Source organism: Corynebacterium sp. LK2590 (genome assembly GCF_040946105.1).
Classification (GTDB): domain Bacteria; phylum Actinomycetota; class Actinomycetes; order Mycobacteriales; family Mycobacteriaceae; genus Corynebacterium.
Genome location: NZ_JAYWMH010000001.1, coordinates 377,843 through 401,113, shown reverse-complemented (window position 1 = coordinate 401,113; position 23,271 = coordinate 377,843). Strand labels below are relative to the sequence as shown.

19 protein-coding genes are annotated in these 23,271 nt (G+C 66.8%); 7 read left to right on the top strand and 12 right to left on the bottom strand.

Features of this window, described 5'->3' with window-relative positions:
* Nucleotides 1-87 precede the first annotated feature (87 nt).
* The 7 genes from VVR85_RS01855 to aspS form a co-directional block, all read right to left on the bottom strand.
* A complete protein-coding gene (locus tag VVR85_RS01855; protein ID WP_368519256.1) occupies nt 88-936 on the bottom strand; it encodes a shikimate dehydrogenase in 849 nt (282 codons plus the stop codon).
* 36 nt (nt 937-972) lie between these two features.
* A complete protein-coding gene (mltG, locus tag VVR85_RS01850) occupies nt 973-2,163 on the bottom strand; it encodes an endolytic transglycosylase MltG (RefSeq protein WP_368519425.1) in 1,191 nt (396 codons plus the stop codon).
* 60 nt (nt 2,164-2,223) lie between these two features.
* The gene (ruvX, locus tag VVR85_RS01845; protein ID WP_368519255.1) at nt 2,224-2,757 is read right to left on the bottom strand and encodes a Holliday junction resolvase RuvX; all 534 of its coding nucleotides are present in this window, start codon (nt 2,755-2,757) and stop codon (nt 2,224-2,226) included.
* A gap of 5 nt (nt 2,758-2,762) precedes the next feature.
* A complete protein-coding gene (gene alaS, locus VVR85_RS01840) occupies nt 2,763-5,429 on the bottom strand; it encodes an alanine--tRNA ligase (RefSeq protein WP_368519254.1) in 2,667 nt (888 codons plus the stop codon).
* Nucleotides 5,430-5,593: 164 nt separating this feature from the next.
* Nucleotides 5,594-6,973 carry a replication-associated recombination protein A gene (locus VVR85_RS01835; protein WP_409338158.1) on the bottom strand — a complete coding sequence of 460 codons (1,380 nt, stop codon included), beginning with the start codon at nt 6,971-6,973 and terminating at the stop codon, nt 5,594-5,596.
* A gap of 68 nt (nt 6,974-7,041) precedes the next feature.
* Nucleotides 7,042-8,259 carry a phosphotransferase family protein gene (locus tag VVR85_RS01830; RefSeq protein WP_368519253.1) on the bottom strand — a complete coding sequence of 406 codons (1,218 nt, stop codon included), beginning with the start codon at nt 8,257-8,259 and terminating at the stop codon, nt 7,042-7,044.
* Nucleotides 8,260-8,327: 68 nt separating this feature from the next.
* Complete coding sequence (gene aspS / locus VVR85_RS01825) at nt 8,328-10,160, bottom strand: aspartate--tRNA ligase (protein ID WP_368519252.1); 1,833 nt, start codon at nt 10,158-10,160, stop codon at nt 8,328-8,330.
* Between the two features lie 377 nt (nt 10,161-10,537).
* Here aspS and VVR85_RS01820 point away from each other — a divergent pair, with 377 nt between their 5' ends.
* From VVR85_RS01820 to VVR85_RS01800, 5 genes are all read left to right on the top strand, one after another.
* A complete protein-coding gene (locus VVR85_RS01820; RefSeq protein WP_368519251.1) occupies nt 10,538-11,431 on the top strand; it encodes a neutral zinc metallopeptidase in 894 nt (297 codons plus the stop codon).
* A 132-nt stretch (nt 11,432-11,563) separates the two neighbouring features.
* On the top strand, nt 11,564-12,301 hold the full coding sequence (locus VVR85_RS01815) for a CBS domain-containing protein (RefSeq protein ID WP_368519250.1): 738 nt from the start codon (nt 11,564-11,566) through the stop codon (nt 12,299-12,301).
* 57 nt (nt 12,302-12,358) lie between these two features.
* Nucleotides 12,359-13,471, top strand: a complete 1,113-nt coding sequence (locus VVR85_RS01810; protein ID WP_368519249.1) for an LLM class flavin-dependent oxidoreductase — start codon at nt 12,359-12,361, stop codon at nt 13,469-13,471.
* Between the two features lie 66 nt (nt 13,472-13,537).
* Nucleotides 13,538-14,359: an FMN reductase gene (locus tag VVR85_RS01805; protein ID WP_368519248.1), complete on the top strand. Its 822-nt coding sequence runs from the start codon at nt 13,538-13,540 to the stop codon at nt 14,357-14,359.
* Between the two features lie 107 nt (nt 14,360-14,466).
* Nucleotides 14,467-15,876: an L-serine ammonia-lyase gene (locus VVR85_RS01800; protein WP_368519247.1), complete on the top strand. Its 1,410-nt coding sequence runs from the start codon at nt 14,467-14,469 to the stop codon at nt 15,874-15,876.
* Between the two features lie 34 nt (nt 15,877-15,910).
* Here the strand turns inward: VVR85_RS01800 and VVR85_RS01795 are convergent, their stop codons facing one another.
* Together VVR85_RS01795 and VVR85_RS01790 are read right to left on the bottom strand one after the other, a co-directional pair.
* On the bottom strand, nt 15,911-17,929 hold the full coding sequence (locus VVR85_RS01795; protein WP_368519246.1) for a YhgE/Pip family protein: 2,019 nt from the start codon (nt 17,927-17,929) through the stop codon (nt 15,911-15,913).
* Nucleotides 17,926-18,684, bottom strand: a complete 759-nt coding sequence (locus VVR85_RS01790) for a hypothetical protein (protein ID WP_368519245.1) — start codon at nt 18,682-18,684, stop codon at nt 17,926-17,928. Before VVR85_RS01790 ends, VVR85_RS01795 begins: the two co-directional genes overlap by 4 nt.
* 136 nt (nt 18,685-18,820) lie before the next feature.
* Between VVR85_RS01790 and VVR85_RS01785 the strand changes: the two genes are divergently transcribed.
* Complete coding sequence (locus VVR85_RS01785; protein ID WP_368519244.1) at nt 18,821-19,399, top strand: TetR/AcrR family transcriptional regulator; 579 nt, start codon at nt 18,821-18,823, stop codon at nt 19,397-19,399.
* Here the strand turns inward: VVR85_RS01785 and hisS are convergent.
* The 3 genes from hisS to tpx all read right to left on the bottom strand — a co-directional run bounded on the left by hisS (nt 19,386) and on the right by tpx (nt 21,978).
* The gene (gene hisS, locus VVR85_RS01780) at nt 19,386-20,666 is read right to left on the bottom strand and encodes a histidine--tRNA ligase (RefSeq protein WP_409338320.1); all 1,281 of its coding nucleotides are present in this window, start codon (nt 20,664-20,666) and stop codon (nt 19,386-19,388) included. The two genes, VVR85_RS01785 and hisS, sit on opposite strands and share 14 nt — an antisense overlap.
* A 6-nt stretch (nt 20,667-20,672) precedes the next feature.
* Nucleotides 20,673-21,320, bottom strand: a complete 648-nt coding sequence (locus tag VVR85_RS01775; RefSeq protein ID WP_368519242.1) for an MBL fold metallo-hydrolase — start codon at nt 21,318-21,320, stop codon at nt 20,673-20,675.
* 160 nt (nt 21,321-21,480) lie between these two features.
* Nucleotides 21,481-21,978, bottom strand: a complete 498-nt coding sequence (gene tpx / locus VVR85_RS01770; RefSeq protein ID WP_368519241.1) for a thiol peroxidase — start codon at nt 21,976-21,978, stop codon at nt 21,481-21,483.
* A gap of 190 nt (nt 21,979-22,168) precedes the next feature.
* Here tpx and VVR85_RS01765 point away from each other — a divergent pair, with 190 nt between their 5' ends.
* On the top strand, nt 22,169-23,032 hold the full coding sequence (locus VVR85_RS01765; RefSeq protein WP_368519240.1) for a peptidylprolyl isomerase: 864 nt from the start codon (nt 22,169-22,171) through the stop codon (nt 23,030-23,032).
* Nucleotides 23,033-23,271 lie beyond the last annotated feature (239 nt).

Here is a 23,271-nt window from a genome sequence, read left to right as displayed (position 1 = left end):
CTATTCCCCCGCTCCCCCAAAGCTTTAGCTCTTGGTACCTAGCTTAGGGGATCTGGCGCGAGGCTGCCCGGGGAGGGCGCCTTGCGGCTAGCTGCGTTTGGCGCGGTTGATGACCGAGCTTTGGCGGGCGGCCAGCGCGTTGTTGAGCGCGGAGATCATCTCTTCCTGCGGCGCGGGCCGGCCGGTGAACTGCTCGAACTGGCTAAAGGCCTGGTGCGCCAGCATGATATGCCCGTTGACCGTCGCGTAGCCGTTCGCGGCCGCAGCCACGGTCAGCGGGGTCGGCCAGGGCTCGTAGATAACGTCGAGTACCGGCGCGTGCGCCAGATCCAGCAGGTCGTCCTCCAGCGCCGCCGACGGGACCGTGGAGACGATGACCCCGGTGTTCAGGGACAGCTGCTCCAGGTCGGTGTGGAAATCCGTGGTACGCAGCTCGAGGCCGAGCTCACGGGCCAGCGGATCGAGCTCGGCCCGACGGTCGGAGCGGTTGAGCACGGTGACGGTTTCCACCCCGCGTTGGGCCAGCGCCCACAGCGCCGGGCGCGCGGTGCCGCCGGCGCCGATCAGCACGGCCTCGCCGACCTGCTGGTCCCCCAGCAGGCGCTGCAGCGCGCCCACAACGCCCTCGGTGTCGGTGTTGTCGGCCCGCCAACGCCCGCCGTCGAGCCGCACCAGCGTATTCGCCGAGCCGAGCAGCCGCGCCCGATCGGTGACCTCGTCGGCGACCTCCACCGCGGCGAACTTGCCGGGCATGGTCACGGAGAAGCCGCGCACGTCAGCCGCGGCCTCGCGCACCAGTCCGGGCAGCTGCTCGGCGGTGCACTCCTGCCGGCCGTACTCCCAGTCCTCCAGGCCGAGGGCCGCGTAGCCGGCGTTGTGCAGCACCGGGGAGAGCGAATGGTCGATGGGCGAACCCAATACCGCCGCGCGTGGCATGTCCGAGGCCTCCTAGCTTTCTAGCTTTATAGCGTTCTAGTTTTCGGCGTTGTCCGCATCCGCCGGGTTGGTGCCTTGGCGCTGGTGGTCCAGGATGCCGGAGTCGAGGGCCTCGCGGACCTTTTCCTGGTGCTCGTCGAAGTTGTTGGTGAACACGGTCGTGCCCTGATCATCGACGGTAACGAAGAAGAGCCACTCGCCCTCGGCCGGGTGCTCCATCGCCTGGATGGCCTCCTCCGACGGCGACGCGATCGGCGTATCCGGCAGGCCTTCCTTGGCGTAGGTGTTCCACGGCGTCTTGCGCTCGCGGTCCTCGTCGGTGGTGGCCAGCTCCACGTCCTCCAGCCCGTAGTTGACGGTGGAGTCGAACTCCAAGCGCATGGGCTCGTCCAGGCGGTTCAGGATGACGCGAGCGACCTTGTCGAACTCACCGGCCGGCGCCTCGCGCTCAACCAGGGAGGCAGAGGTCAGCAGCTCGTAGGGGCTCACGCCGATGGCCTGGGCCCGGCCCACAATGTCGGTCTCGTTGTACTGCTCCGCCGAGCGCGAGACCAGGTCGGTCAGGATCTCCTCGGCGCTCATGTTCGGGTCCAGAATGTAGCGGCCGGGCGCGATGAGGCCTTCCAGGCGCTTGGGATCGTCGCCGCGGGCCTTAACCGGCCCGACGGCCCATTCCGGCGCGCCCAGCTGCTCCGGGTCCACGGTCGAGGCGACGCGCTCGAGCTCGTCCTTGTTGACGCAGTTACCTTCCTCGCAGGTGACCTTCTCAATCATGGAGTAGATGCCGTAGCGCACGTCGCCGCCGATGACGGAGACATCCTGGAGCGTGGCACCGCCCTGCACGTCGAGCAGATCCACCTGGTTGTTTAGATCGAGCAACGCCTTGACGGCGGATTCCGCGCTCATCTCCTCCTGCAGGCGGTAGAACCCGGGCTGCAGGGAACCGGCGTCGACGTTGTTGGCGGCCGCGGTCTGGAAGGCCTCGTCGCTCCTGACCACGCCCTTGTCCACCAAGTCGGGGCCCAGCTGGGAGATGGAGGAACCTTCCGGCACCTGGATAAGCTGCGTCACGCCGTTGCCCGTCCCTTCGAAATCGGTGCGCGAACCGCCCTTGTCGCCCACCAGGATCTGGCCGCCGATATAGACGATCGCGCCGATAATCAGCACGAAGGAGGCGATCAGCACGGCTAAGCCACGCTGGCGTCGCTTCACGAACTTCGGTTCCATGCGCCTAGCCAAGCGCTGTTCATTGCGGCTCACTAAATTAGTCTCCTGAGTTCGAAGGCTTTATTGGTTTGCGTCATTCTGGTTATCGGATAATACCCGAGCGCGGGCGTCCAGCCAGCTCTGGAGGATCTCCACAGCAGCGGCTTGGTCAATCACTTTACGGCCCTTTTTCTCAGATACTCCAGAGGCACGCAAGGCTTGAGTGGCGACCACCGTGGTGAGACGCTCATCCGCCAATCTGACAGGTGCTAACGAAACCATGGTTTCAGACTTCGCCAAACGGCGACGGATACGAAACGCGATCTCTTTGGCGTGCTTCACACTCTTGGAGCCGTTGGCCTGCAAATCTCGCGGCAGGCCCACGACGACTTCCGCTACCTGGTACTGTTCGGCCAGCTCAACGAGCCGATCGATGTCCGCACCGTCGCGGTCCTTGAACCCGGTCACCCGGGTGACAGTTTCCACGGGGGTAGCCAGGCGCGCGTCGCGATCGCTGACTGCTACCCCAATTCGGACGGTGCCGACGTCCACGCCGAGACGCCGGCCGGGGCCGGGGTCGTCTTGGCCGGGAGCATCCGGTGTGACTTTCGCCATAGCGCTTACAGGCTTTCCAGCATGTCCTTGACGGCCTCGAAGCCGCGCTCGGCTCCCTCGGCCAGCCGGCCGGAGCCCTGCGCCATGTCCGGCTTGCCGCCGCCGCGGCCGTCGACGTACTCGCCGTAGAGCTTGACGATGTCGCCGGCCTTCACACCGCGCTCCACCGCGGACGGGGTCGCGGCGATGATGAAGGAGAACTTCTCGCCGTTCTTCGCGCCCAGCGCGATAACGCCGTCCCGGTCCTTCAGGCGGTTCTTCAGGTCGGTAGCCACGGTGCGCAGGTCGTTGCCGTCCGTGCCTTCCGGCAGGCGCAGCATGATGGTCTGGAAGCCGTTGACCTCGCGGGCGGCGGCCACGAAGTCCGCGGCCTGGGCCTGCAGCTGGGCCTTGCGCAGGGTGGAGATTTCCTTCTCCGCAGCCTTGAGCTTCTCGCTCAGCTGGGCGATTCGCTCCGGCAGCTCCTCGGTCTGGACCTTCAGGTCGCGGGACACGCCCTCGACCAGGGCGGCTTCCTTGGAGAAGTACTTGAACGCATCCAGGCCGGTGTAGGCCTCGATACGGCGGGCGCCGGAGCCCACCGAGGACTCACCCAGCACGGAGACCGGGCCGACCTGGGAGGAGGCGCCCACGTGGGTGCCGCCGCAGAGCTCGATGGAGAACGGCCCGCCGATTTCGACGACGCGGACGTTGCGGCCGTAGTTCTCGCCGAACAGGGCCATCGCGCCCATCGCCTTGGCCTCCTCCAGGGAGGTCTCGATGGTGTTGACCGCCAGGTTGGAGTCCACCGCCTGGTTGGTGATAAGCGCGATCTCCTCCATCTGGGCCTCGGTGAGCTGGTCGGTGAAGTTGAAGTCGAAGCGCAGGTAGCCCGGGCGGTTCATAGAACCGGCCTGGACCGCGGTCGGGCCCAGCACCTGGCGCAGCGCGGCGTGGATGAGGTGGGTGGCCGTGTGCGCCTGGGTAGCGCCGTGGCGCCAGGCGGCGTCGACCTCCGCGGTCATGCGCGTGCCCAGATCCAGACCGCCGGCGGTGACGGTGGCCTTGTGGACCCAGAGCTTCTTGCCGATCTTCTGCACGTCGTCGATCTGCAGGGTGGTCTCCCCTGCCACCAGGCGGCCGCGGTCGGCCATCTGGCCGCCGGACTCGGCGTAGAGCGGGGTCTGGTCCAGGATGACCTCGACCTGGTCGCCCACCTCGGCCTCTGTGACCTTCTCGCCGTCGCGCACCAGGCCGATGACCTGTGCGTCGGAGCTCAGCTCCTCGTAGCCGGTGAAGACGGTCGGCTGGTTGTCCACCCACTCGCGGTAGAGCGACTCGTCGGTGTGCTCGTGCTTCTTGGCGCGGTTGTCGGCCTTGGCGCGGGCCTTCTGCTCGGCCATGGCGGCCTCGAAGGCGGGCATGTCGACCTCGAGGCCGGCCTCGGCTGCCATCTCCAGAGTCAGGTCGATCGGGAAGCCGTAGGTGTCGTGCAGCGCGAAGGCGTCCTCGCCGCGCAGGGTCTTCTTGCCGGCGGCCTTAACGGCTGCGGCGGCCTCGTCGAAGCGGTAGGTGCCGGACTCGAGGGTCTTCAGGAAGGCCTTTTCCTCGTTCTTGGCCACGCGCAGGATGCGCTCGCGGTTGTCGCCGATCTCCGGGTAGGACGGCTCCATGGTGTCCATGACCGTGGTCAGGAAGCGCTCGATGGTCTCCCCGGTCGCGCCCAGCAGGCGGGCGGAGCGGATGATGCGGCGCAGCAGGCGGCGCAGGATGTAGCCGCGGCCCTCGTTGGAGGGGGTCACGCCGTCCAGGATCAGCATCATGCCGGTACGGGAGTGGTCGGCGATAACGCGGAAGCGGATGTCGTCCTCGTGGTTCGAGTTGTACTTCGAGCCGGTCAGCTCCTCGGCCACGTCGATGACCGGGCGCAGCAGGTCCGTCTCGTAGACGTTATCCACGCTCTGGAGCAGGCAGGCGACGCGCTCGATGCCCAGGCCGGTATCGATGTTCTTCTTCGGCAGCTCGCCGACGATTTCGAAATCGCCCTTGCCGTTGCCCTCGCCGCGCTCGTTCTGCATGAAGACCAGGTTCCAGATCTCCATGTAGCGGTTGTCGTCCGCCGCCGGGCCGCCTTCCTTGCCGTATTCGGCGCCGCGGTCGTAGTAGATCTCGGAGCACGGACCGCAGGGGCCGGGCACGCCCATGGACCAGTAGTTGTCCTCCATGCCCATGCGCTGGATGCGCTCTTCCGGCACGCCGATCTTGTCGTGCCAGATGCTGGCGGCCTCGTCGTCGGTCTCGTAGACGGTGACCCAGAGGCGATCCGGGTCCAGGCCGAAGCCGCCGTCGTCGACCGAGTTGGTCAGCAGCTCCCACGCGTTAGTGATAGCGCCTTCCTTGAAGTACTGGCCGAAGGAGAAGTTGCCGGCCATCTGGAAGAAGGTGTTGTGGCGGGTGGTGATGCCGACCTCTTCGATGTCCAGGGTGCGCACGCACTTCTGGATGGAGGTAGCCAGCCCGTTCGGGAAAGGCGGGTTCTGCTGGCCCAAGAAGTAGGGCTTGAAGGGAACCATGCCGGCGTTGACGAACAGCAGGTTAGGATCGTCCAGGATCAGCGAGGCGCTGGGGACGGGCTCGTGGCCCTTCTTCACAAAATGCGCAGTAAAGCGCTCCCGAATCTCGTGGGTCTTCACCAGGTAACTTCCTTTGATTATCGACTAACGTCAGTAACAGCGCTCAACTTTACCCGCCCCACAGCTGTGGGTGAAGTTCGGGACGCCCGAATCGCCCCGTCCCACCGGCTGTACCGCGCGCCGCTCCGGCACCGCGCTAGCCCCGGCTCGTCCCTGCTCGGCCGCTAGCCGCGCCCGCGCCCGCGGACGATGTCCCGCAGGCGGCCCAGGAAACCGCGCACGCGCTTTTCCGCGCCGTGATCGGTGGGCTGGTAGTAGACCGCGTCCGCCAAGGTGTCCGGCAGGTACTGCTGGGCCACCACCCCGCGCGGATCGTCGTGCGGGTAGACATAGCCCACGGCATTGCCCAGGTCCTTCGCCCCGGCGTAGTGGCCGTCGCGCAGGTGGGCGGGCACGAAGCCGGACTTGCCGGCGCGCACGTCGTCCAGGGCGGCATCGATAGCGCCGATGACCGAGTTCGCCTTCGGCGCCGTGGCCAGATGAATGGTGGCCTGCGCCAGCGGGATCCGGGCCTCCGGCAGGCCGATCAGTTGGGCGGCCTGGGCGGCGGCCACGGCGGTCGGCAGCGCGGTCGGATCCGCCATGCCGATGTCCTCCGAGGCGTGAACGATGAGCCGGCGGGCGATAAACCGCGGGTCCTCCCCCGCCTCAATCATGCGGGCCAGGTAGTGCAGGGCCGCGTCCGGATCGGAGCCGCGGATCGACTTGATGAACGCGGAGACGACGTCGTAGTGCTGGTCGCCGTCGCGGTCGTAGCGCACCACCGCCTTGTTGACGTTGTCCTTAATGGTCTGGGTATCCAGCTCCCCGCCGTCGGGCACGGCCTCGGCCGCGGCCTCCAGGTAGGTCAGCACGCGGCGCGCGTCGCCGCCGGCCAGCAGCACCAGCTGGTCCCGGGCCTCGGCGTTCACGGTGATGCGGCCGGCCAGGCCGCGCTCGTCTCCTACCGCCCGGTCGACCAGTGTCTTAAGATCCTCGTCGCCGAGCGGGTTGAGCTGCAGCAGCAACGAGCGCGACAGCAGCGGGGAGACCACCGAGAACGACGGGTTCTCCGTGGTCGCGGCGACCAGCAGGACCGTGCGGTTTTCGACCGCCGCCAGCAGCGCGTCCTGCTGCGTCTTGGAAAAGCGGTGCACCTCGTCAATGAAGAGGACGGTGCGCGCGCCCCGGGCGGCCTCGTGCCGGGCCTGGGTGATGACCTCGCGGACCTGCTTGACGCCGGAGTCCAGCGCGGACAGGCCCACGAAATTCTGCCCCATCGCGCTGGCGATCAGGGAGGCGATCGTGGTCTTGCCCGTGCCCGGCGGGCCGTAGAGGATGACGGAGGCCTCCCCGGAGCCTTCCACCAGCCGGCGCAGCGGCTTGCCGGGGTCTAACAGGTGTTTCTGGCCGACGACCTCGTCCAGGGTGCGCGGGCGCATGCGCGCGGCCAGCGGCGAGCCCGCGTGGGTGCTAAACATCTGCTGCCCGCGGCCGGCCAGCCCGCTGGGCTGCTCGGATTCCGGGGTCGGGGAAATCCCACCGAAGAGATCTTCTTGAGCCACGGTGGCTGGCACCTCACTTTCTTCTACAACATCCGGGGCGGCAACGCCGGGGTCCGCGCCGCGCCGATCTAGCGCTGGCCGGGCTCGCGCAGGCGCTGGGCTACGACCGCGCCGAAGTCGGCGGCCGGGCGACAGTCGCCGTCCTCGCAGCGGTTGGCAAAGCGCGACAGGGCCTCGAAGGTCTCGAAGAGATCGCGGCGGATGAGCAGCTCGTCGTCGCTGAACGGGCCGTGCTCAGCGGTGCGCAGGAGGGACTGCTCCGGGCCGAGCGGGATTTCCTCGTGGCCGCGCAGCACGGCGGCGAGCACCTCTACCCCGCCGGCGGACATGGTGGTCAGGCTGGAAAAGGCCCAGCCGACCAGGCAGGCGGTGACCAGGTGCTGGACCTGGCCGGCGTCTTTAAACTGCGGCCACAGGCTGTGGACCTCCCGGGCCCAGGCCTCGATGAAGACGTCGGCCTCCGCGTCGGAGACCGGCTGGGCGAAGAGGAACTGCGGGAAGCCGGCGACGACGCAGGCGACGTCGAAGCCGACGTTGCGGAAACCGGCCCACTCGTAGTCCAGGAAGTGGATGTTGTCGGCCACGATGATGTTGTCCGGCGACAGGTCAAAGGGCGTGAAGGCGCGGTAGCGGCCGGACTGCAACGACTTGGCCGCCTGGTCCGCCAGGTCCTTGACCTCCTCGGGGACCTCCAGGCCGGCGGCCTCGGCGATGGTCACCCCACGGTAGATGGAGTCATAGAGCGCCTTGTCGCGCATGACCTGGTTCTCGGCGTATTCCGGGTGCTTTTTCAGCATCCGGGACAGCAGCAGGTCGTAGTCCTGCTCGCGGTCGGCGGTGCCGGCGTGCATCTGGCCCAGCTCCGCGCCCAGGGAGCGCAGCAGCGTTCGCCGCACGTCCGCGTCGGCGGACTCGAGGGCCTCGGCGAAGGTGTCGGTGTTGCCCGAGTCGGTGAGCACCACCACGCGCTTGTCCACGTCGTGCGCCAGCAGCACCGGCCCGGGGCGGACGTCCGCCGCCAGGGAGTTGGTGAACTGGTAGGCCACGATCTCCCGGAGGAAGGCGGCGTCGTCGACGGCGTAGCCCGTGGCCGGGTTGTGCTTGATGACCACAGACCGATGCGGGAGGAACGGGGAGTTGGCCACGCGGGCCCGCAGCACGACCGCATGCCCGGACCCCACCAAGGCTTCGACGTCGCTGAGCTTTTGCGTTCCCCCGAACCGGTTGGACAATAAGTCCTCAGCAAAGGCGACAATTGCCTGCTGGTCGGGCTGTGCAGTCTCCACCTAAAATCTCCTCCTGGGGTAAGCGTTAAGCCCCGGAACACGCACCGCGTGGCCCGGGGCGTGCCGCCTTAGTTATCCGTCGAGTCGGGCGCCTTCGGCTTGGTTTCCTTGTCCGCCTTGGCGTTCTTTTCCGGCTTGAAGTCCACGCCGGTCTCCTTGCGCTGCGCGGCCGGGATCGGGGCCGGAGCATCCGTCAGCGGGTCGACGCCGCCGCCGGACTTCGGGAAGGCAATGACGTCGCGGATGGAGTCGAAGCCACCCAGCAGGGAGACGATACGGTCCCAGCCGAAGGCGATGCCGCCGTGCGGCGGGGCGCCGAAGGCGAAGGCGTCCAGCAGGAAGCCGAACTTCTCGCGGGCCTCCTCCTCGCCAATACCCATGACGTTGAAGACGCGCTCCTGGACGTCGCGCTGGTGGATACGGATGGAGCCGCCGCCGATCTCGTTGCCGTTGCAGACGATGTCGTAGGCATACGCCGTGGCCTCGCCCGGGTTCTCGTCGAAGGAGTCAATCCACTCCGGCTTCGGCGAGGTGAAGGCGTGGTGCACGGCGGTCCACTTGGAGTGGCCCAGGGCCACGTCGCCGGAGGCGGTGGCGTCGGCGGCCGGCTCGAACAGCGGGGCGTCGACGACCCAGGTAAACGCCCAGTCACCTTCCTTGATGAGGTCCAGCTTGCGGGCGATCTCACCGCGGGCGGCGCCCAGCAGGGCGCGGGAGGACTTGGTGTCACCGGCGGCGAAGAAGATGGCGTCGCCCGGCTTGGCGCCGACGTGCTCGGCGATGCCTTCGCGCTCGGCGTCGGTGATGTTCTTGGCCACCGGGCCGCCCAGGGTGCCGTCCTCGGCGATGGTGATATAAGCCAGGCCCTTGGCGCCGCGCTGCTTGGCCCAGTCCTGCCAGGCGTCGAACTGGCGACGCGGCTGGGAGGCGCCGCCGTCCATGACGACCGCGCCGACGTATTCGTTCTGGAAGACGCGGAAGGTGGTGTCCTTGAAGAAGTCGGTGCACTCCACGATCTTGATGTCGAAGCGCAGGTCCGGCTTATCGGAACCGTAGTACTTCATGGCGTCCGCGTAGGTCATGCGCGGGATCGGCGTGGTGATGTCGTAGCCGATGAGCTTCCACAGGGCGACCAGGATTTCCTCGGCCAGGGCGATGACGTCGTCCTGGTCCACGAAGGACATCTCGACGTCCAGCTGGGTGAACTCCGGCTGGCGGTCGGCGCGGAAGTCCTCGTCGCGGTAGCAGCGCGCGATCTGGTAGTAGCGCTCCATGCCGGCGACCATGAGCAGCTGCTTGAACAGCTGCGGGGACTGCGGCAGGGCGTACCAGGAGCCCGGCTTCAGGCGGGCCGGCACGAGGAAGTCGCGCGCGCCCTCCGGGGTAGAGCGGGTCAGGGTCGGGGTCTCGATCTCGGTGAAGTCGTGGGAGTCGAGGACCTGGCGGGCGGCGCGGTTGGCGGCCGAGCGCAGGCGCAGGGCGTTGCCCTGGCTCTCGCGGCGCAGGTCCAGGTAGCGGTAGCGCAGGCGCGCTTCCTCGCCGACCTCGCCGGAGGTCGACGGATCATCGATCTGGAACGGCAGCGCCGCCGACTTGTTCAGCACCTCCAGGTCGGTGACGTTGACCTCGATCTCGCCGGAGGGCAGGTTCGGGTTCTCCGAGCCCTCCGGGCGGGCCTCGACCACGCCGGTGACCTTGATGCAGTACTCGGACCGCAGGTCGTGGGCGCGCTCGGCGACCTCGGACTCGCGGAAGACTACCTGCGCCAGACCGCTCCGGTCACGCAGGTCAATGAAGATAACTCCGCCGTGGTCACGGCGGCGAGACACCCACCCCGTAAGCGTTACTGTCTCGCCGGCAATATCCTTGCGGAGCTCGCCCGCCAAATGGGTACGCAGCACTGTTGCTCAAATCCCTTCACACATAGCTTCCTCGGTAGCTTCCGCACACCCCAAGCCCGGCGCGCTGCAGGCACCGCTGAGCGCGCATCACGCAGCGCCCGCGGCGTCCCAGCGGCCAGCCCGGCGAAGGGAGGCAGAAGTTGACGTTTTCAGTCTACCCACCCACGGCAAGCGGCAGTGACTTATCCCCCACCTGCCGGCGCTAGGCGCTGAGCGTTATCCGGTATGGCCTCCGGTGGAACCCCGCCTTTACGTGGACTTTGTTCGACCCTCGCCTACCGTTTCAGCCGTCCCTGCCCGGCCCAATCCCGGATTCCGCGCGGGAATTTTCGGACGCTAAAGAGGTAGATAGGGCTCGGGCATGGCACACTTAAGCCATGACATTTCGCAGTGGCGGTGACATTAGTGGTAAACGGGCGCGTACCGGCGGTGGCGGGCGCGGCGGTGTCGTAGCGGCCGGCGGCGGCCTGGGCACCGTGGTTTTGATCGGCCTCTACCTGTTGCTGGGCGGCAGCCCGGGGCAGCTGGGCGGGCTGCTCGGCTCCGAGGAACCGGCGTCCCAGTCCGGCTCCGGGGCAGAAGCCGGCGGCCAGCTGGATCATTGCCAGACCCCGGAGGACGGCAATAAGTACGACGACTGCCGCGTGGATTTCACGGGCGTGTCCCTGGACCGCGTGTGGAGCGAGGTCCTGCCGGAGCAGGCCGGTATCGAGTACACCGAGCCGGAGCGCGTGGTTTTCGAGCAGGCCACCCAGTCGGGCTGCGGCGCCGCCTCTGCCGCGACCGGCCCCTTCTACTGCCCGGCGGATAACACCGCTTATTTCGACACCTCCTTCTTCCAGCAGCTGGAAAGCTTCGGTGGTTCCTCTGCCCCGCTGGCGCAGATGTACATCGTGGCCCACGAGTTCGGCCATCACATCCAGAACCTCGAGGACACCCTGGGGCTGTCGAACTACGACGACCCGGGCGAGGATTCCAACGCGGTCAAGATTGAGCTGCAGGCCGACTGCTACGCCGGCATCTGGGCCTCCCACGCGGACAAGGGCGAGGACGCCCTTCTGGAGCCCATTACCGAGGAGCAGGTCGCCGAGGCGATCGAGACCGCCCGCGCGGTGGGCGATGACAACATTCAGTCCCGCTCCGGCGGGCAGGTGGATCCCGACTCCTTTACCCACGGCACCTCCGAGCAGCGCCAGGAGTCCTTCCTGGCCGGCTACCAGACCGGCTCCATGAAGTCCTGCGACACCCTGGGCCGCGGCGCCTACAAATAAGCCACTAGCTCAGTAACCGACTTAGGCCCCGGGCGGGATACCGCACCGGGGCATTAGTCTGCCCAATTCCTGTCCGCCCCCCCGTTGCCGCGCCCGGCGGCACGAGCTACTCCGGGCTCTACACTGGGGGCCATGACTTCTGACGCGCACTCCGGCCACGGCGCCCACCGCTTTATCGCTGCTTTCAACGACATCGAGCAACACCTCCGAGCCCGGCTCAAGGCCCGGGACGGGGACTCTTTCCGCCGGCTTATCGACTCCGCCCGGCACGAGCACTTGCTCAACGCCCAGCAGGCCGAGGCCCTGCACGACTACACGAGCCTGCGCAACGCCATCTCCCACGGGCGCTACCACGACGGCGCGCCGATTGCTGAGCCAAATCCCCGGGTGATCTCCCAAATCGAGCGGCTGCGCGACCTCCTGCTGGACCCGCCCGGCGCGGTGGCGCGGCTGGGGGATCAGAAGGTGGAGACGGTAACACCGGAGGACTCGCTGCTCTCGGCGCTGGAGCTCATCCGTACCCACGGGTTTTCGCAGTTGCCGGTCTATGACTCCGGCAGCTTCCGCCAGCTTTTGACCACCAACACCATCGCGCACTGGGTGGCAGCTGATTTGGGCGATAACCAGACCATCGACGCCCGCACGGTGGCCGACGTTTTGGACCGGGCGGAAAACACCGATCGGGCGGTCTTTCTGCCGAAGACGGTGGGCGCGCAGGCGGCTATCGATGCCCTAACCTCCCCGGCGCGCGATGGCTCCCTGCCTTTCGCGCTCATTATCACCGAGACCGGCGAGAAATCCCAGCGCCCCATCCGCGTGATTACCCAGTCTGACGTTGGTGTTTTGCTAGAGGCCGTGGAGTGGGAATAACTCCCCTCGAGATTTTGTTGACACGTCATAGATAGTTGATCGAGAAAGGATCCCACCATGCAATTCGGCATCTTCACCATTGGCGATGTGACCACGGACCCGACCAACGGCACCACCCCCACGGAAGCAGAGCGCATCCGCAACATGACGGAGATTGCGCTCAAGGCTGAGGAGGTCGGCCTCGACGTCTTCGCCACCGGCGAGCACCACAACCCGCCGTTTGTCCCGTCCTCGCCCACGACGCACCTGGCCTATATCGCCGCGCAGACCAAGCGTCTGCAGCTGTCGACCTCGACAACGCTTATCACCACCAACGATCCGGTCAAGATTGCCGAGGACTACGCCTTCCTGCAGCACCTGTCCGGTGGGCGCGTCGACCTGATGATGGGCCGCGGCAACACCGGCCCGGTCTACCCGTGGTTCGGTAAGGACATCCGCCAGGGCATCCCGCTGGCCGTGGAGAACTACCACCTGCTGCGCCGCCTGTGGCGCGAGCCCTCCGTCAACTGGCAAGGCAAGTTCCGCACCCCGCTGCAGGCGTTTACCTCCACGCCCGCCCCACTGGACGGTATCCCGCCGTTCGTGTGGCACGGTTCCATCCGCTCGCCGCAGATTGCCGAGCAGGCCGCCTACTACGGCGACGGCTTCTTCCACAACAACATCTTCTGGAACAAGGAACACACGGCCAAGATGGTGCACATGTACCGCCGCCGCTACGCCAAGTACGGCCACGGCCGGGAGGACCAGGCCATCGTGGGCCTGGGCGGCCAGGTCTTCATCGCGGACACCGAGCAGGAGGCCAAGGACTTCTTCCGCCCCTACTTCGACAACGCCCCGGTCTACGGCCACGGGCCGTCGCTGGAGGATTTCACCGAGATGACCCCGCTGACCGTCGGCACCGCCGAGCAGGTCATCGAGCGCACCATGCAGTTCGCCGACTGGGTGGGCGACTACCAGCGCCAGCTCTTCCTCATCGACCACGCCGGCCTGCCCCAGGAGGTCGTCCTCGACCAGATTGAGCGCCTGGGCACCCAGGTCGTGCCGGAGCTGCGCCGCCGCTTCGAGCAGCGCCGCCCGGATCACGTCCCCTCCGATCCGCCGACCCACGCCAGCCTGCGCAACATCCCGGATTCGCCGCACTTTCGCGTCAACCCCGGCGAGGATAGCTAAACTGCCAGGAACCTAGCCCCCGCCCTATTCACCGGCCCCGTATACCAACCCAAGGAGGTTTTTACCGTGCACACCCTCGTGGTCGTGACCGCCGGCCTGTCCACCCCCTCTACTACCCGCCAGCTGGGCGAGGAACTCGCCGCGGCCACCGAAGCCCGCGTCACCGCCCGCGGGGAGGGCCTTAACATCGAGTTCATTGAGGCCCGCAACCTGGCCCAGGATCTGACCAACGCCATGACCAACTGGGGCGCGGCCACCCCGGCGCTGGACGATGCCCGCCGGCTGCTCAGCTCCGCCAGCGCGCTCATCGCGGTCACCCCGGTCTTCCAGGGCAGCTACTCCGGGCTGTTCAAGATGTTCTTCGACACCCTGGACCCGCAGGCCATCACCGGCATGCCCACCCTCATCGCCGCGACCGGCGGCTCCTCGCGCCACGCGCTCATCCTAGACTACGCCCTGCGTCCGCTGATGAACTACCTGCACGCTGTCGTCGTCCCCACGGGTATCTACCGCGCCACGGAGGACTACGGCGCGGCCCCCGTCGGCGGCGAGGCCGGCCACGGGGGACTTAGCCCCAACCGCATTAGCCAGGCCGCCGAGCAGCTGGCCGACCTCATCGTGACACCGACGGACCGGGTGGGCGGCCTGTCCGCCTCCCCCGCGGACACGCGTTCGGCAAACCAACGCCGCAACGGGATCGACTACGAGGACGACTTCACCCCCATGAGCGAGCTCCTCGGCGGCGAGACCGAAGCAAGCCCCGGACCCGAGGCCAGCGCTGCCACTGCCCCCGAACCGGGCGCGGACGTGCGCGATGCGACCGGGTTTGTCGACGTCAGCCCAAACGCCGCGACGAGCGAGCAGGACACGAAGAACCCGGAGAAGTAGCTCACACACCCACTGTGGGGTTCGTCACGTAGACTGGGGCGAGACAACTTTCCCCTTAAGTTACAATCCACGTCTGTTCGCTCAGAGAAAGGTGGCTTGAACTCAACATGACAATTAGCGTCGTTGATATCTTCTCCATCGGGATCGGGCCCTCCTCGTCCCACACCGTCGGCCCCATGCGCGCCGCCAAGGCGTTCATCGACTCGCTGCCCCAGCTGCCCGCGCGTGTCCACACGGAGCTGCGCGGCTCCCTGGCCGCGACCGGCCGCGGGCACGCGACCGACCGCGCGGTCATCCTGGGCCTGGCCGGCTGGACCCCGCTGACGGTGCCGCTGGACGCCGAGCCGGATCCGTCCAGCCCCATCCCCTCCGAGGGCAGCGTGTCCGGCCCGGCGGGCAGCCTCGAGTTCGAGATCAGCTTCAACAATGAGCCGGTACCGGAGCACCCGAACTGCCTCATCTTTAGCGCCTGGGACGCCGCGGGCAACGAGATCGCCACGGGCCAAGAGTGGTTCTCCGTGGGCGGCGGCTTCATCCTCTCCCGCGCGGAGCTGGAGGCGGAAAAGGAAGCCACCAGCGAGGTGCCCGCCGGTGTCGCCGCGGCCGCCGTCGAGGACCGGGTTCCTTACCCGTTTACCTCGGGCGAAGAGCTGCTCGAGCTGTGCGAGGCCCACGAGATGCCGGTGTGGGAAATCGTCCTGGCCAACGAGGCCGTGCTCCACCGCAGCTCCGGCGGCGCGGACCACGTCCTGCGCCACCTCGACACCGTCTGGGACACCATGCGCGAGTGCGTGACCGAGGGCATTTCCACCAAGGGCACCCTGCCGGGTGGGCTGCGCGTGCCGCGCCGCGCCCCGCAGGTCTACCAGACCCTGCTGGACAAGCAGGAGGATCCCTCCTGCGGCTTCTCGGCGATGGAGTGGACGAACCTCTACGCCCTGGCCGTCAACGAGCAAAACGCCGCCGGCGGCCGCGTCATTACCGCGCCCACCAACGGCGCCTGCGGGATCATCCCCGCCGTTTTGCACTACGCGCGCGACTTCATGGCGGATTTCACCCGCGAGGACGCCCGCCGCTACCTGCTGACCTCGGGGGCTATTGGCACCATCATCAAGGAAAACGCCTCCATCTCCGGCGCCGAGGTCGGCTGCCAGGGCGAGGTCGGTTCGGCCTCCGCGATGGCCGCGGCCGGCATGTGCGAGCTGTTGGGCGGCAACGCCCGCCAGATCGAAAACGCCGCGGAGATCGCCCTCGAGCACAACCTGGGGCTGACCTGCGACCCGGTCGGCGGCCTGGTGCAGATCCCGTGCATCGAGCGCAACGCCATCGGCGCGGTCAAGTCCATCAACGCCGCCCGCATGGCCATGCTGGGCGAGGGCACGCACTACGTCTCCCTCGACAACGCCGTGCAGACCATGGCGGAAACCGGCCGGGACATGCTCACCAAGTACAAGGAGACCTCCCTCGGCGGCCTGGCCAAGACCATGGGCTTTTCCGTCACCCAGGTCGAGTGCTAAGCCTAGCCGCCGGGTCGTGGGCTCTCCGGCCCGCCTAGACCGCCACCTCCGGGTGCAGGTCCTTCATCGCGATGTGGCGCCCGCGCCAGGCGCCCACCACGGCGACGGCCAGGAAGATGACCCAGATGAGTGCCAGGACCCCGACGCCCTGTTGCAAGCGCGGATCGGCGGCGTCGTAGTGGAAGATCATCTGCCGCAGGAGGTTCGTCGAGTACGTCATCGGGTCGTAGTTGTGGAACCACTGCAGGAAGGCCGGCTGGGTCTCCGGCGGGTACAGGCCGCCGGAGGAGACGATCTGCAGCGACATCAAGGAGATGCAGATAACCCGGCCCACGGTAGCGCCCAGCAGGGCGTTGATGCCCAGCGCGATGGCCTGGAAGGTCACCGCGGTCAGGCACATGGCCAGCCACATGCCCACATCGTGGCTGGCGTTGAGGCCCAGCGCAAGCTTCTGCACCAAGAACATGACGGTGGCCTGGGCGACGCCGACGATGGCCGCGGGCAGGTAGCTCGCCAGCACCACGCGCAGCGGGGACATGCCGGACTCGATGGCGCGGCGCTGCAACGGGTGCAGCACCATGAAGGTGACCGTGGCGCCCATGAACAGGCCCAGCGAGATGAAGATCGGGGCCAGCCCCTCACCGAAGATGGCCAGGCCGTCGCCCTGCTGGTTCTGCTCCACCGGGCTCGACATGGCGCCGGCGTAATCGGCGCGCTCGTCGTCGCCGTAGTGCGGAACCTTGCCGCCGGCCTCAGACAGTTTCAGGGCGAGCGTGTCCGAGCCCTCGTCGAGCTGGACCAGCCCGTCGCTTAGCTGCTTCGCGCCCACTGAGAGCTGTTGCGAGCCATCCACGAGTTTGCTGGTGCCCTGGCTCAGCGTCTGCGTGACGACTACGAGCTGGCTCGAGCCGTCGTTGAGTTTGTGCAGGCCCGTCGCCAGCTGCTGAGAGCCGTCGGAGGCGCGCTGCATGCCCTGCGAATACTCGCTGGCCGGGTCGGTAAGCTGGCGAGCGATTTCCCGCGCGCCACCGCTGAGCTTTTCCACGTCGCCGAGCACCGGCGAGTCCGGGCCGAGGGCCTGCGTGCGCACCTGCTCGATGACCCCGTCCAGTTGGTTGGCCAGGTCCTGGGCCGGCGGCAGGCCGGTGGCCCGTAGCTGGCTGGAGACGTTAACCAGTCCCGCCAGCAGCTGTGCCTGGGCGTCGGCGGCCTGGCCGACCATGCCGGAAATCTGATCCACGCCGCCGGAGACCTGGCTGGCGCCCTCACCCAGGCGCTGCGTGGCGGAGTTGAGCTGCCCCAGCCCGCCGGCCAGCTGGTCGGCCGCATTACTTGCCGTGCCCAGGCCCCGGTCGAGCTCCTGGGCGCCGGACTCGAGCTTCTTCGCGCCCTCGTCCGCGGTCACGATGCCGTCGTGGAGCTCGCCGGCGCCGGAATCCAGCTTCTTCGACGCGTCAACCGCACTGCCGGCACCGTCGGAGAGCTCGTTCGCGCCGTCGGCGGCCTGGTTCACCCCGTCCCCGATGGTGTTGAAGCCGACCAGGAGGTTGTCGGTCACGCGGGTGCCCAGCTCCTCGTTGATCGTGCCCAGCACCGTGGAGACCACTTGGTTGCCCAGGGTCTGCGCGATCTGCCCGTTGTCGTTGTTGAACGTGGCGTTCAGGCTCGCCCGCCGCGGGTTATCCCCACGGACGGAGAGCACCGACTCGGAGAAATCCTCCGGCAGTTCCATGGCGAAGTAGTACTCGCCGCTGCGGACCCCGTCACGGGCGGTATCCGCGTCCACGACGTCCAGGTTGAGTTGGCCGGACTCGGCCAGCCGGTCGGTGATCTGCTGGCCGGCGTCTAGGTGCTCGCCGTCGGCGTCGGCGCCCTTGTCGGAGTTGACGAAGGCGACCGGCAGCTCGTTGACCTTGCCGACCGGGTCCCAGTAGGACCAGACGAAGAGGCCGCCGAAGAGCAACGGCAGCAGGATAGTGACCACGAAGGCCAGCGGCGGCAGCTTGCCGTGTCCGAAGCGGCGGATCTCAGTGCCTAGGTGTGTCAGGTTCATGCCTGCTCTCCTTCCCCATCCGCGTTCCCAGTCGGAGACTCAGCCATAGCCATCTCCGAATCGTGGATGCGCACTTCGTGGTCGGCGAAGCCGGAGGTATCCGCGTTCGCGCTAATGCCGACCACCGGCAGGCGGTCCGCCAGGCGGCGCACGGTGGCAAGGAAGTCCTCGCGCAGGCGCCAGGAGCGCAGCTGGTCCACGTCGTCGATGACCAGCGCCACCGCCTCGGGCCGGGAGATAAGCGCAAGTGCTACGCGCAGCTTTAAGCGGGTGAGAACGTCGAGTTCGCCCACCTTGGTCTTCCGGCAGGCCTCCTCGTCGAGGTCGATCTCCAGCGCGCTAAAGGCGTCCTGGACGCGCTCGTTGGACATAATCTTGCGGGGCGTGAGCCGGTACCACGGGCTGGTCCAGGCCAGCTGCTCGCGCACCACGGCCCGCACCGGGACGAGGCGCTCCAGGCCGTCGATCTCCGGGGTGCCGGCATAAGCGATGTCGGAAAATAGCTTGCGGGCGGGAAGCTCTACCCCGGCGGCGTGCGCGCCGCCATCCTCGTACTGCCCGGCTTGCGACGGGGTCCAGCGCACCTCGCCGCCTTTCTTCTTCATCCGACCGGCAAGGGTCAGGCCTAGCACGGTGGCGGAGGCCTCCCGGCTGACGTGCAGCAGGTTGAGGCCTTCGACAAGGTGGAAGTCCGGTACCGCAAAGCCGGTGCTCAGCACCAGGTTATGGGTGCTGCACAGGTAAGCTTGTGTCATGGTGGCGGTTACTCCGACTTAAAAAGCACCCTTCAAAAATGGTTAATACCTAAAGCGGAGGGTGTACTATCAGTTAACGTAAATATACTGAACCCTCGCCGCCGACAATGTCAACTAACCCGCGAAAGGAAGCGTCATGCGCGCCGATGCCGCCCGCCGCCGCCAAGCCATAATCACCGCAGCCCTCGAGCTGTTTCGTGCGCACGGCAACAACGTCAGCTTGGAAAAGATCGCCGCGCACGCCGGCGTCGGCATCGCCACGCTCTACCGCAACTTCCCCGATCGGCAGGCGCTCATCGACGAATACGTGAGCACGTACGCCCAACGCTTCATCGATACCCAGAACACGTTGCTGGAGCGTTTGGACTCGGCACCTGAGTCCGCGGGTGAGACCGTGTGTGAATACGCCCGCCAGTTGCTCTCGCTGGGGCTGGGCGTGCTTATCCCGAATTTCCTGCCGTCCAACCTGGATTCTCTGCCCCCGGAGCAGAAGGCCTTGCAGAACGAGCTGATGGACAACGGTGCCCGTTTCATAGAAAAGACGCGCGCCCTGGGACACGTTGGCCCCGGGGTCACGCACCTCGAGTTCATCGCCGGCCTGCTGGCACTCCAGCGGCCGCGCGACATCGACCTAGGCGAGGCCGAGTCCGACCTCGACAACGCGATGGTTCGGATCTACCTCGCCGGTATCCGGGTCGGGATTAGACCCGACTAGCGATGGTCTCGACGACCTGGTCGAGCGAGACCTCCTGCTGTTCGTGGGCGGCCAGGTCCTTGACCGCCACGGTGCCGGCGGCGAGCTCGTTCTCGCCCAGCACCAGCGCCAGGCGGGCGCCGGCGCGGTCCGCACCCTTCATAGCGCCCTTCAGGCCGCGGTCGCCGTAGGCCATGTCGGCCGAAATCCCGCGGGCGCGCAGATCGTTAACCAGCCGCGCCATCTTCTGCTTGGCCTCAGTACCCAGCGCGACGCCGTAGACGTCAACGCGGCGCTCGGTGCCGTCGAGGGTAATGCCCTCCGCCTCGAGTGCCAGCACCGCGCGGTCCACGCCCAGGCCGTAGCCGATACCGGAGAGATCCTGGCCACCCAGCTGGGCCATCAGCCCGTCGTAGCGGCCGCCGCCGCCGATGCCGGACTGGGCGCCCAGGCCGTCGTGGACGAACTCGAAGGTGGTCTTGGTGTAGTAGTCGAGGCCGCGCACCATCCGCGGGTTGATGGTGTACGGGACCTCCATGTCCTCGAGCAGGCCCCTGACGGTCTCGAAGTGCTCCCGGCACTCGTCGCTCAGGTAATCCAGCATGAGCGGGGCGTCCGCGGTGGCCTCCTGGATTTCCGGGCGCTTATCGTCCAGCACGCGCAGCGGGTTGATCTGCGCACGGTGGCGGGTCTCTTCGTCCAGGTCCAGCTTGAACAGGAATTCCTGCAGCTTGTCTCGGTACTGCGGGCGGCAGGTGTGATCGCCCAGGCTGGTCAGCTCCAGGCGGAAGCCGCTCAGGCCCAGCGCGCGGTAGGAGCGGTCTGCCAGGGCGATGACCTCGGCGTCCAAGGCCGGGTCGTCCACGCCGATGGCCTCGACGCCAACCTGCTGCAGCTGGCGGTAACGGCCGGCCTGCGGGCGCTCGTAGCGGAAGAAGGGGCCGTAGTAGTTCAGCTTGACCGGCAGCTGGCCGCGGTCCAGGTTGTGCTGGATCACCGAGCGCATCACGCCGGCAGTGCCCTCCGGGCGCAGCGTCACCGAGCGGTCGCCGCGATCGGCAAACGTGTACATCTCCTTGGAGACCACGTCGGTCGACTCGCCCACGCCGCGGGCGAACAGGGAGGTGTCTTCGAAGACGGGCAGCTCAATGTGCTGGAATCCGGCCAGATGGGCCTGCTCGACCATGGTCTGGCGGACCTTGTAGAAGGTGGCGGACTCCGGCGGCAGGTAGTCCGGCACTCCCTTCGGGGCGGACAGGGGCTTAAACTGCTTCTTCTTGTCACTCACGCTCATCTACATTACCCGTCCGACCTTGAGCAAAAAGGGATTGGCCCCCCGCTCCTGCCGCATGGTCGAGGTCATCCCGTGGCCCGGCAGGACCGCCAGGTTATCGGCCAGGTTCCACACGGGCCCACGCAGGGAGGCGTCCATGGCCGCCGGATCCGAATGCGGCAGGTCCGTGCGCCCGATGGAGCCACGGAAGAGCACGTCACCGGTAAACGCCACCTCCTCGTTGACCAGCAGGACGCTGCCCGGCGAGTGCCCCGGCGCGTGGTGGATGGCAAACTTCAGGCCAATCAGCTCGAGGTCCTCCCCGTCACGCAGGTGGCGTACATCAGTAATCGGGACCATGTGGGCGGCGTCGAAAAGCACCTTGGATTCCTCGGATACGCCCGAGCCGTCTGCCAGCATGAACTCGTCTTCAGCGTGAATATAGACCGGGCAGTTGTGCTTTTGGGCCAGGTCTCCGGCGTTGCGCGTGTGGTCGATATGCCCGTGGGTGAGCACCACCGCTTCCAGGGTGACCTGGTGTTCGTTCAGCAATCCTTCCACGCGATCCAGCGCGTGCATACCGGGGTCGATGACGAATGCCTTGTCCTCGTGCGTGACCAGGTAGCAATTCGTCTTGTAGGGACCCGCGGTGAAACCGTAATACTGCATGCCCTCCAGAATAGTGACTCGGCCCCGCAGCGACTACGACCGCTCTCCTCCGCCACCACCGGCCGCCACGCCCCATTCAACAACAACCTGACGAACCGCAATAGGAAAAGCCGCCGCCCCGCAAGTGCAGGACGACGGCGTTGAAGCGCGCGAGCGCGGACTACTTCAGGGCGGCCAGGGCGGCGTCGTAGTCGGGCTCGGTGGTGATTTCGTCCACCAGCTCGGTGTAGACGACCTTGTGGTCGGCATCGGTGACGACCACGGAGCGCGACAGCAGATCCTTAAGCGGGGAGCCTTCCAAGGCCACGCCGAACTTCTCGCCGAAGTCGGTGCGGAAGTCGGAGCCGCTGACGACGTTCTCGATGCCCTCGGTGGAGCAGAAACGGGCCTGCGCGAAGGGCAGGTCGCGGGAGACGGACAGCACCACGGTGTTGTCCAGGCCGGCGGCCTTCTCGTTGAAGTTACGCAGCTGGGCCGCACAGACGTCGGTGTCCAGCGACGGGAAGATGGAGATAACCAGGCGCTTGCCGGCGAAGTCCTGCGCGGTAATTTCCTTCAAGTCGGTACCGACCAGGGTGAAGTCCGGAATCTGCTCGCCTACTGCGGGCAGCTCACCGGTGGTCGTCGTTGCATTTCCATCAAAGTTAACGTTTGCCATGGCCCCGAGGATACCCACACTGCCTAATGCCTGCCACGGTCCTGCTAAAGCCACACAGTCCCCGGCCTAATCCCCCACCTAGGACGGGCGACGCGATAGGATTGTGTGCCAGTTGGTTCGGGCCGCGCCGAAAGCGTCCCGGACCGGAAGAAGTGTTCATTCTGCCTACTGTGTAACGAGGAAAACTACAGTGCCTGATAACAAGAAGCGCAGCGAGGAGGCCTTGGCCAACCTCAACCGTGAGCTCAAGTCCCGCGAGCGCAAGACCAAGACCCGCCCCATCGGCGTGGCTTTGATCGCCCTGCTCGCCATCGTCGCCCTCGTCGGCGGCGTCTGGTTCATGGCCTCCCGCGATAGCTCCGACGAGGAAATCACCGCGGAGGACCAGAACACTACAGAGACCACCGAGTCCGATGAGCAGCCGGAGGCCGTCGCGCTGACCGGCAAGCGCGCCCAGGCACTCCCGGAAACCGTCACCTGCGAGTACCCGGAAACGCAAGGCCAGGATTCCAACGGCGCTACCGTCCCGAACGGCGACGACATCTCCACCAAGGGCACCGTGAAGGTTAACTTCGCTACCAACCAGGGCGACATGGAAATGGAGCTCGACCGCTCCGTGGCCCCCTGTACCGTCAACGCCATCACCCACCTGGCCGATGAGGGCTACTACGACGGCAGCGTCTGCCACCGCATGACCGCCGGCGGCCTGAACGTCCTGCAGTGCGGCGACCCGACCGGCACCGGTTCCGGCGGCCCGGGCTTCAGCTTCGCCAACGAGTACCCGACCGAGGAAGATGCCGAGGCCGGCCAGCCGGTGACCTACCCGAAGGGCTCCATCGCCATGGCTAACTCCGGCAAGGACACCAACGGCTCCCAGTTCTTCGTCAACTACGCCGACTCGCAGCTGGCACCGGACTACACCTACTTCGGCAAGCTGACCGACAAGGGCCAGGAAACCCTCGACAAGATCGCCGAAAAGGGCGTCGAAGGCGGCCAGCCCGACGGCAAGCCCGCCGAAGAGGTCAAGATCGACAAGGTCTCCGTCGAGTCCTAACCGATAGCGTCCCCGCGACCGCACTTCGCAACGCCAAGCCCCAGCACCCGCGCACCCTCGCGCCGTGCCGGGGCTTTTCCGCATCCGCACCACCCCCGCCAAGCAGCCCCCATAAGCCCCTCCAACTTAGGTAACCCACACTCAGTAGATTCTTAGTTTTTCTTTAGGTATTACCAGTTAACCCGTTGTTTACCTGCGATTCTAGATTCACTAAGAACTCTACGTTTACTGTCCGATTT

What these genes read in the sequence shown, in the direction of transcription:
- VVR85_RS01790 (WP_368519245.1), bottom strand. Translation starts at nt 18,684, where the DNA reads ATGACACAAGCTTACCTGTGCAGCACCCATAACCTGGTGCTGAGCACC.
- VVR85_RS01820 (WP_368519251.1), top strand. Translation starts at nt 10,538, where the DNA reads ATGACATTTCGCAGTGGCGGTGACATTAGTGGTAAACGGGCGCGTACC.
- VVR85_RS01785 (WP_368519244.1), top strand. Translation starts at nt 18,821, where the DNA reads ATGCGCGCCGATGCCGCCCGCCGCCGCCAAGCCATAATCACCGCAGCC.
- tpx (WP_368519241.1), bottom strand. Translation starts at nt 21,978, where the DNA reads ATGGCAAACGTTAACTTTGATGGAAATGCAACGACGACCACCGGTGAG.
- VVR85_RS01775 (WP_368519242.1), bottom strand. Translation starts at nt 21,320, where the DNA reads ATGCAGTATTACGGTTTCACCGCGGGTCCCTACAAGACGAATTGCTAC.
- VVR85_RS01855 (WP_368519256.1), bottom strand. Translation starts at nt 936, where the DNA reads ATGCCACGCGCGGCGGTATTGGGTTCGCCCATCGACCATTCGCTCTCC.
- VVR85_RS01810 (WP_368519249.1), top strand. Translation starts at nt 12,359, where the DNA reads ATGCAATTCGGCATCTTCACCATTGGCGATGTGACCACGGACCCGACC.
- ruvX (WP_368519255.1), bottom strand. Translation starts at nt 2,757, where the DNA reads ATGGCGAAAGTCACACCGGATGCTCCCGGCCAAGACGACCCCGGCCCC.
- VVR85_RS01815 (WP_368519250.1), top strand. Translation starts at nt 11,564, where the DNA reads ATGACTTCTGACGCGCACTCCGGCCACGGCGCCCACCGCTTTATCGCT.
- mltG (WP_368519425.1), bottom strand. Translation starts at nt 2,163, where the DNA reads ATGGAACCGAAGTTCGTGAAGCGACGCCAGCGTGGCTTAGCCGTGCTG.
- VVR85_RS01795 (WP_368519246.1), bottom strand. Translation starts at nt 17,929, where the DNA reads ATGAACCTGACACACCTAGGCACTGAGATCCGCCGCTTCGGACACGGC.
- VVR85_RS01800 (WP_368519247.1), top strand. Translation starts at nt 14,467, where the DNA reads ATGACAATTAGCGTCGTTGATATCTTCTCCATCGGGATCGGGCCCTCC.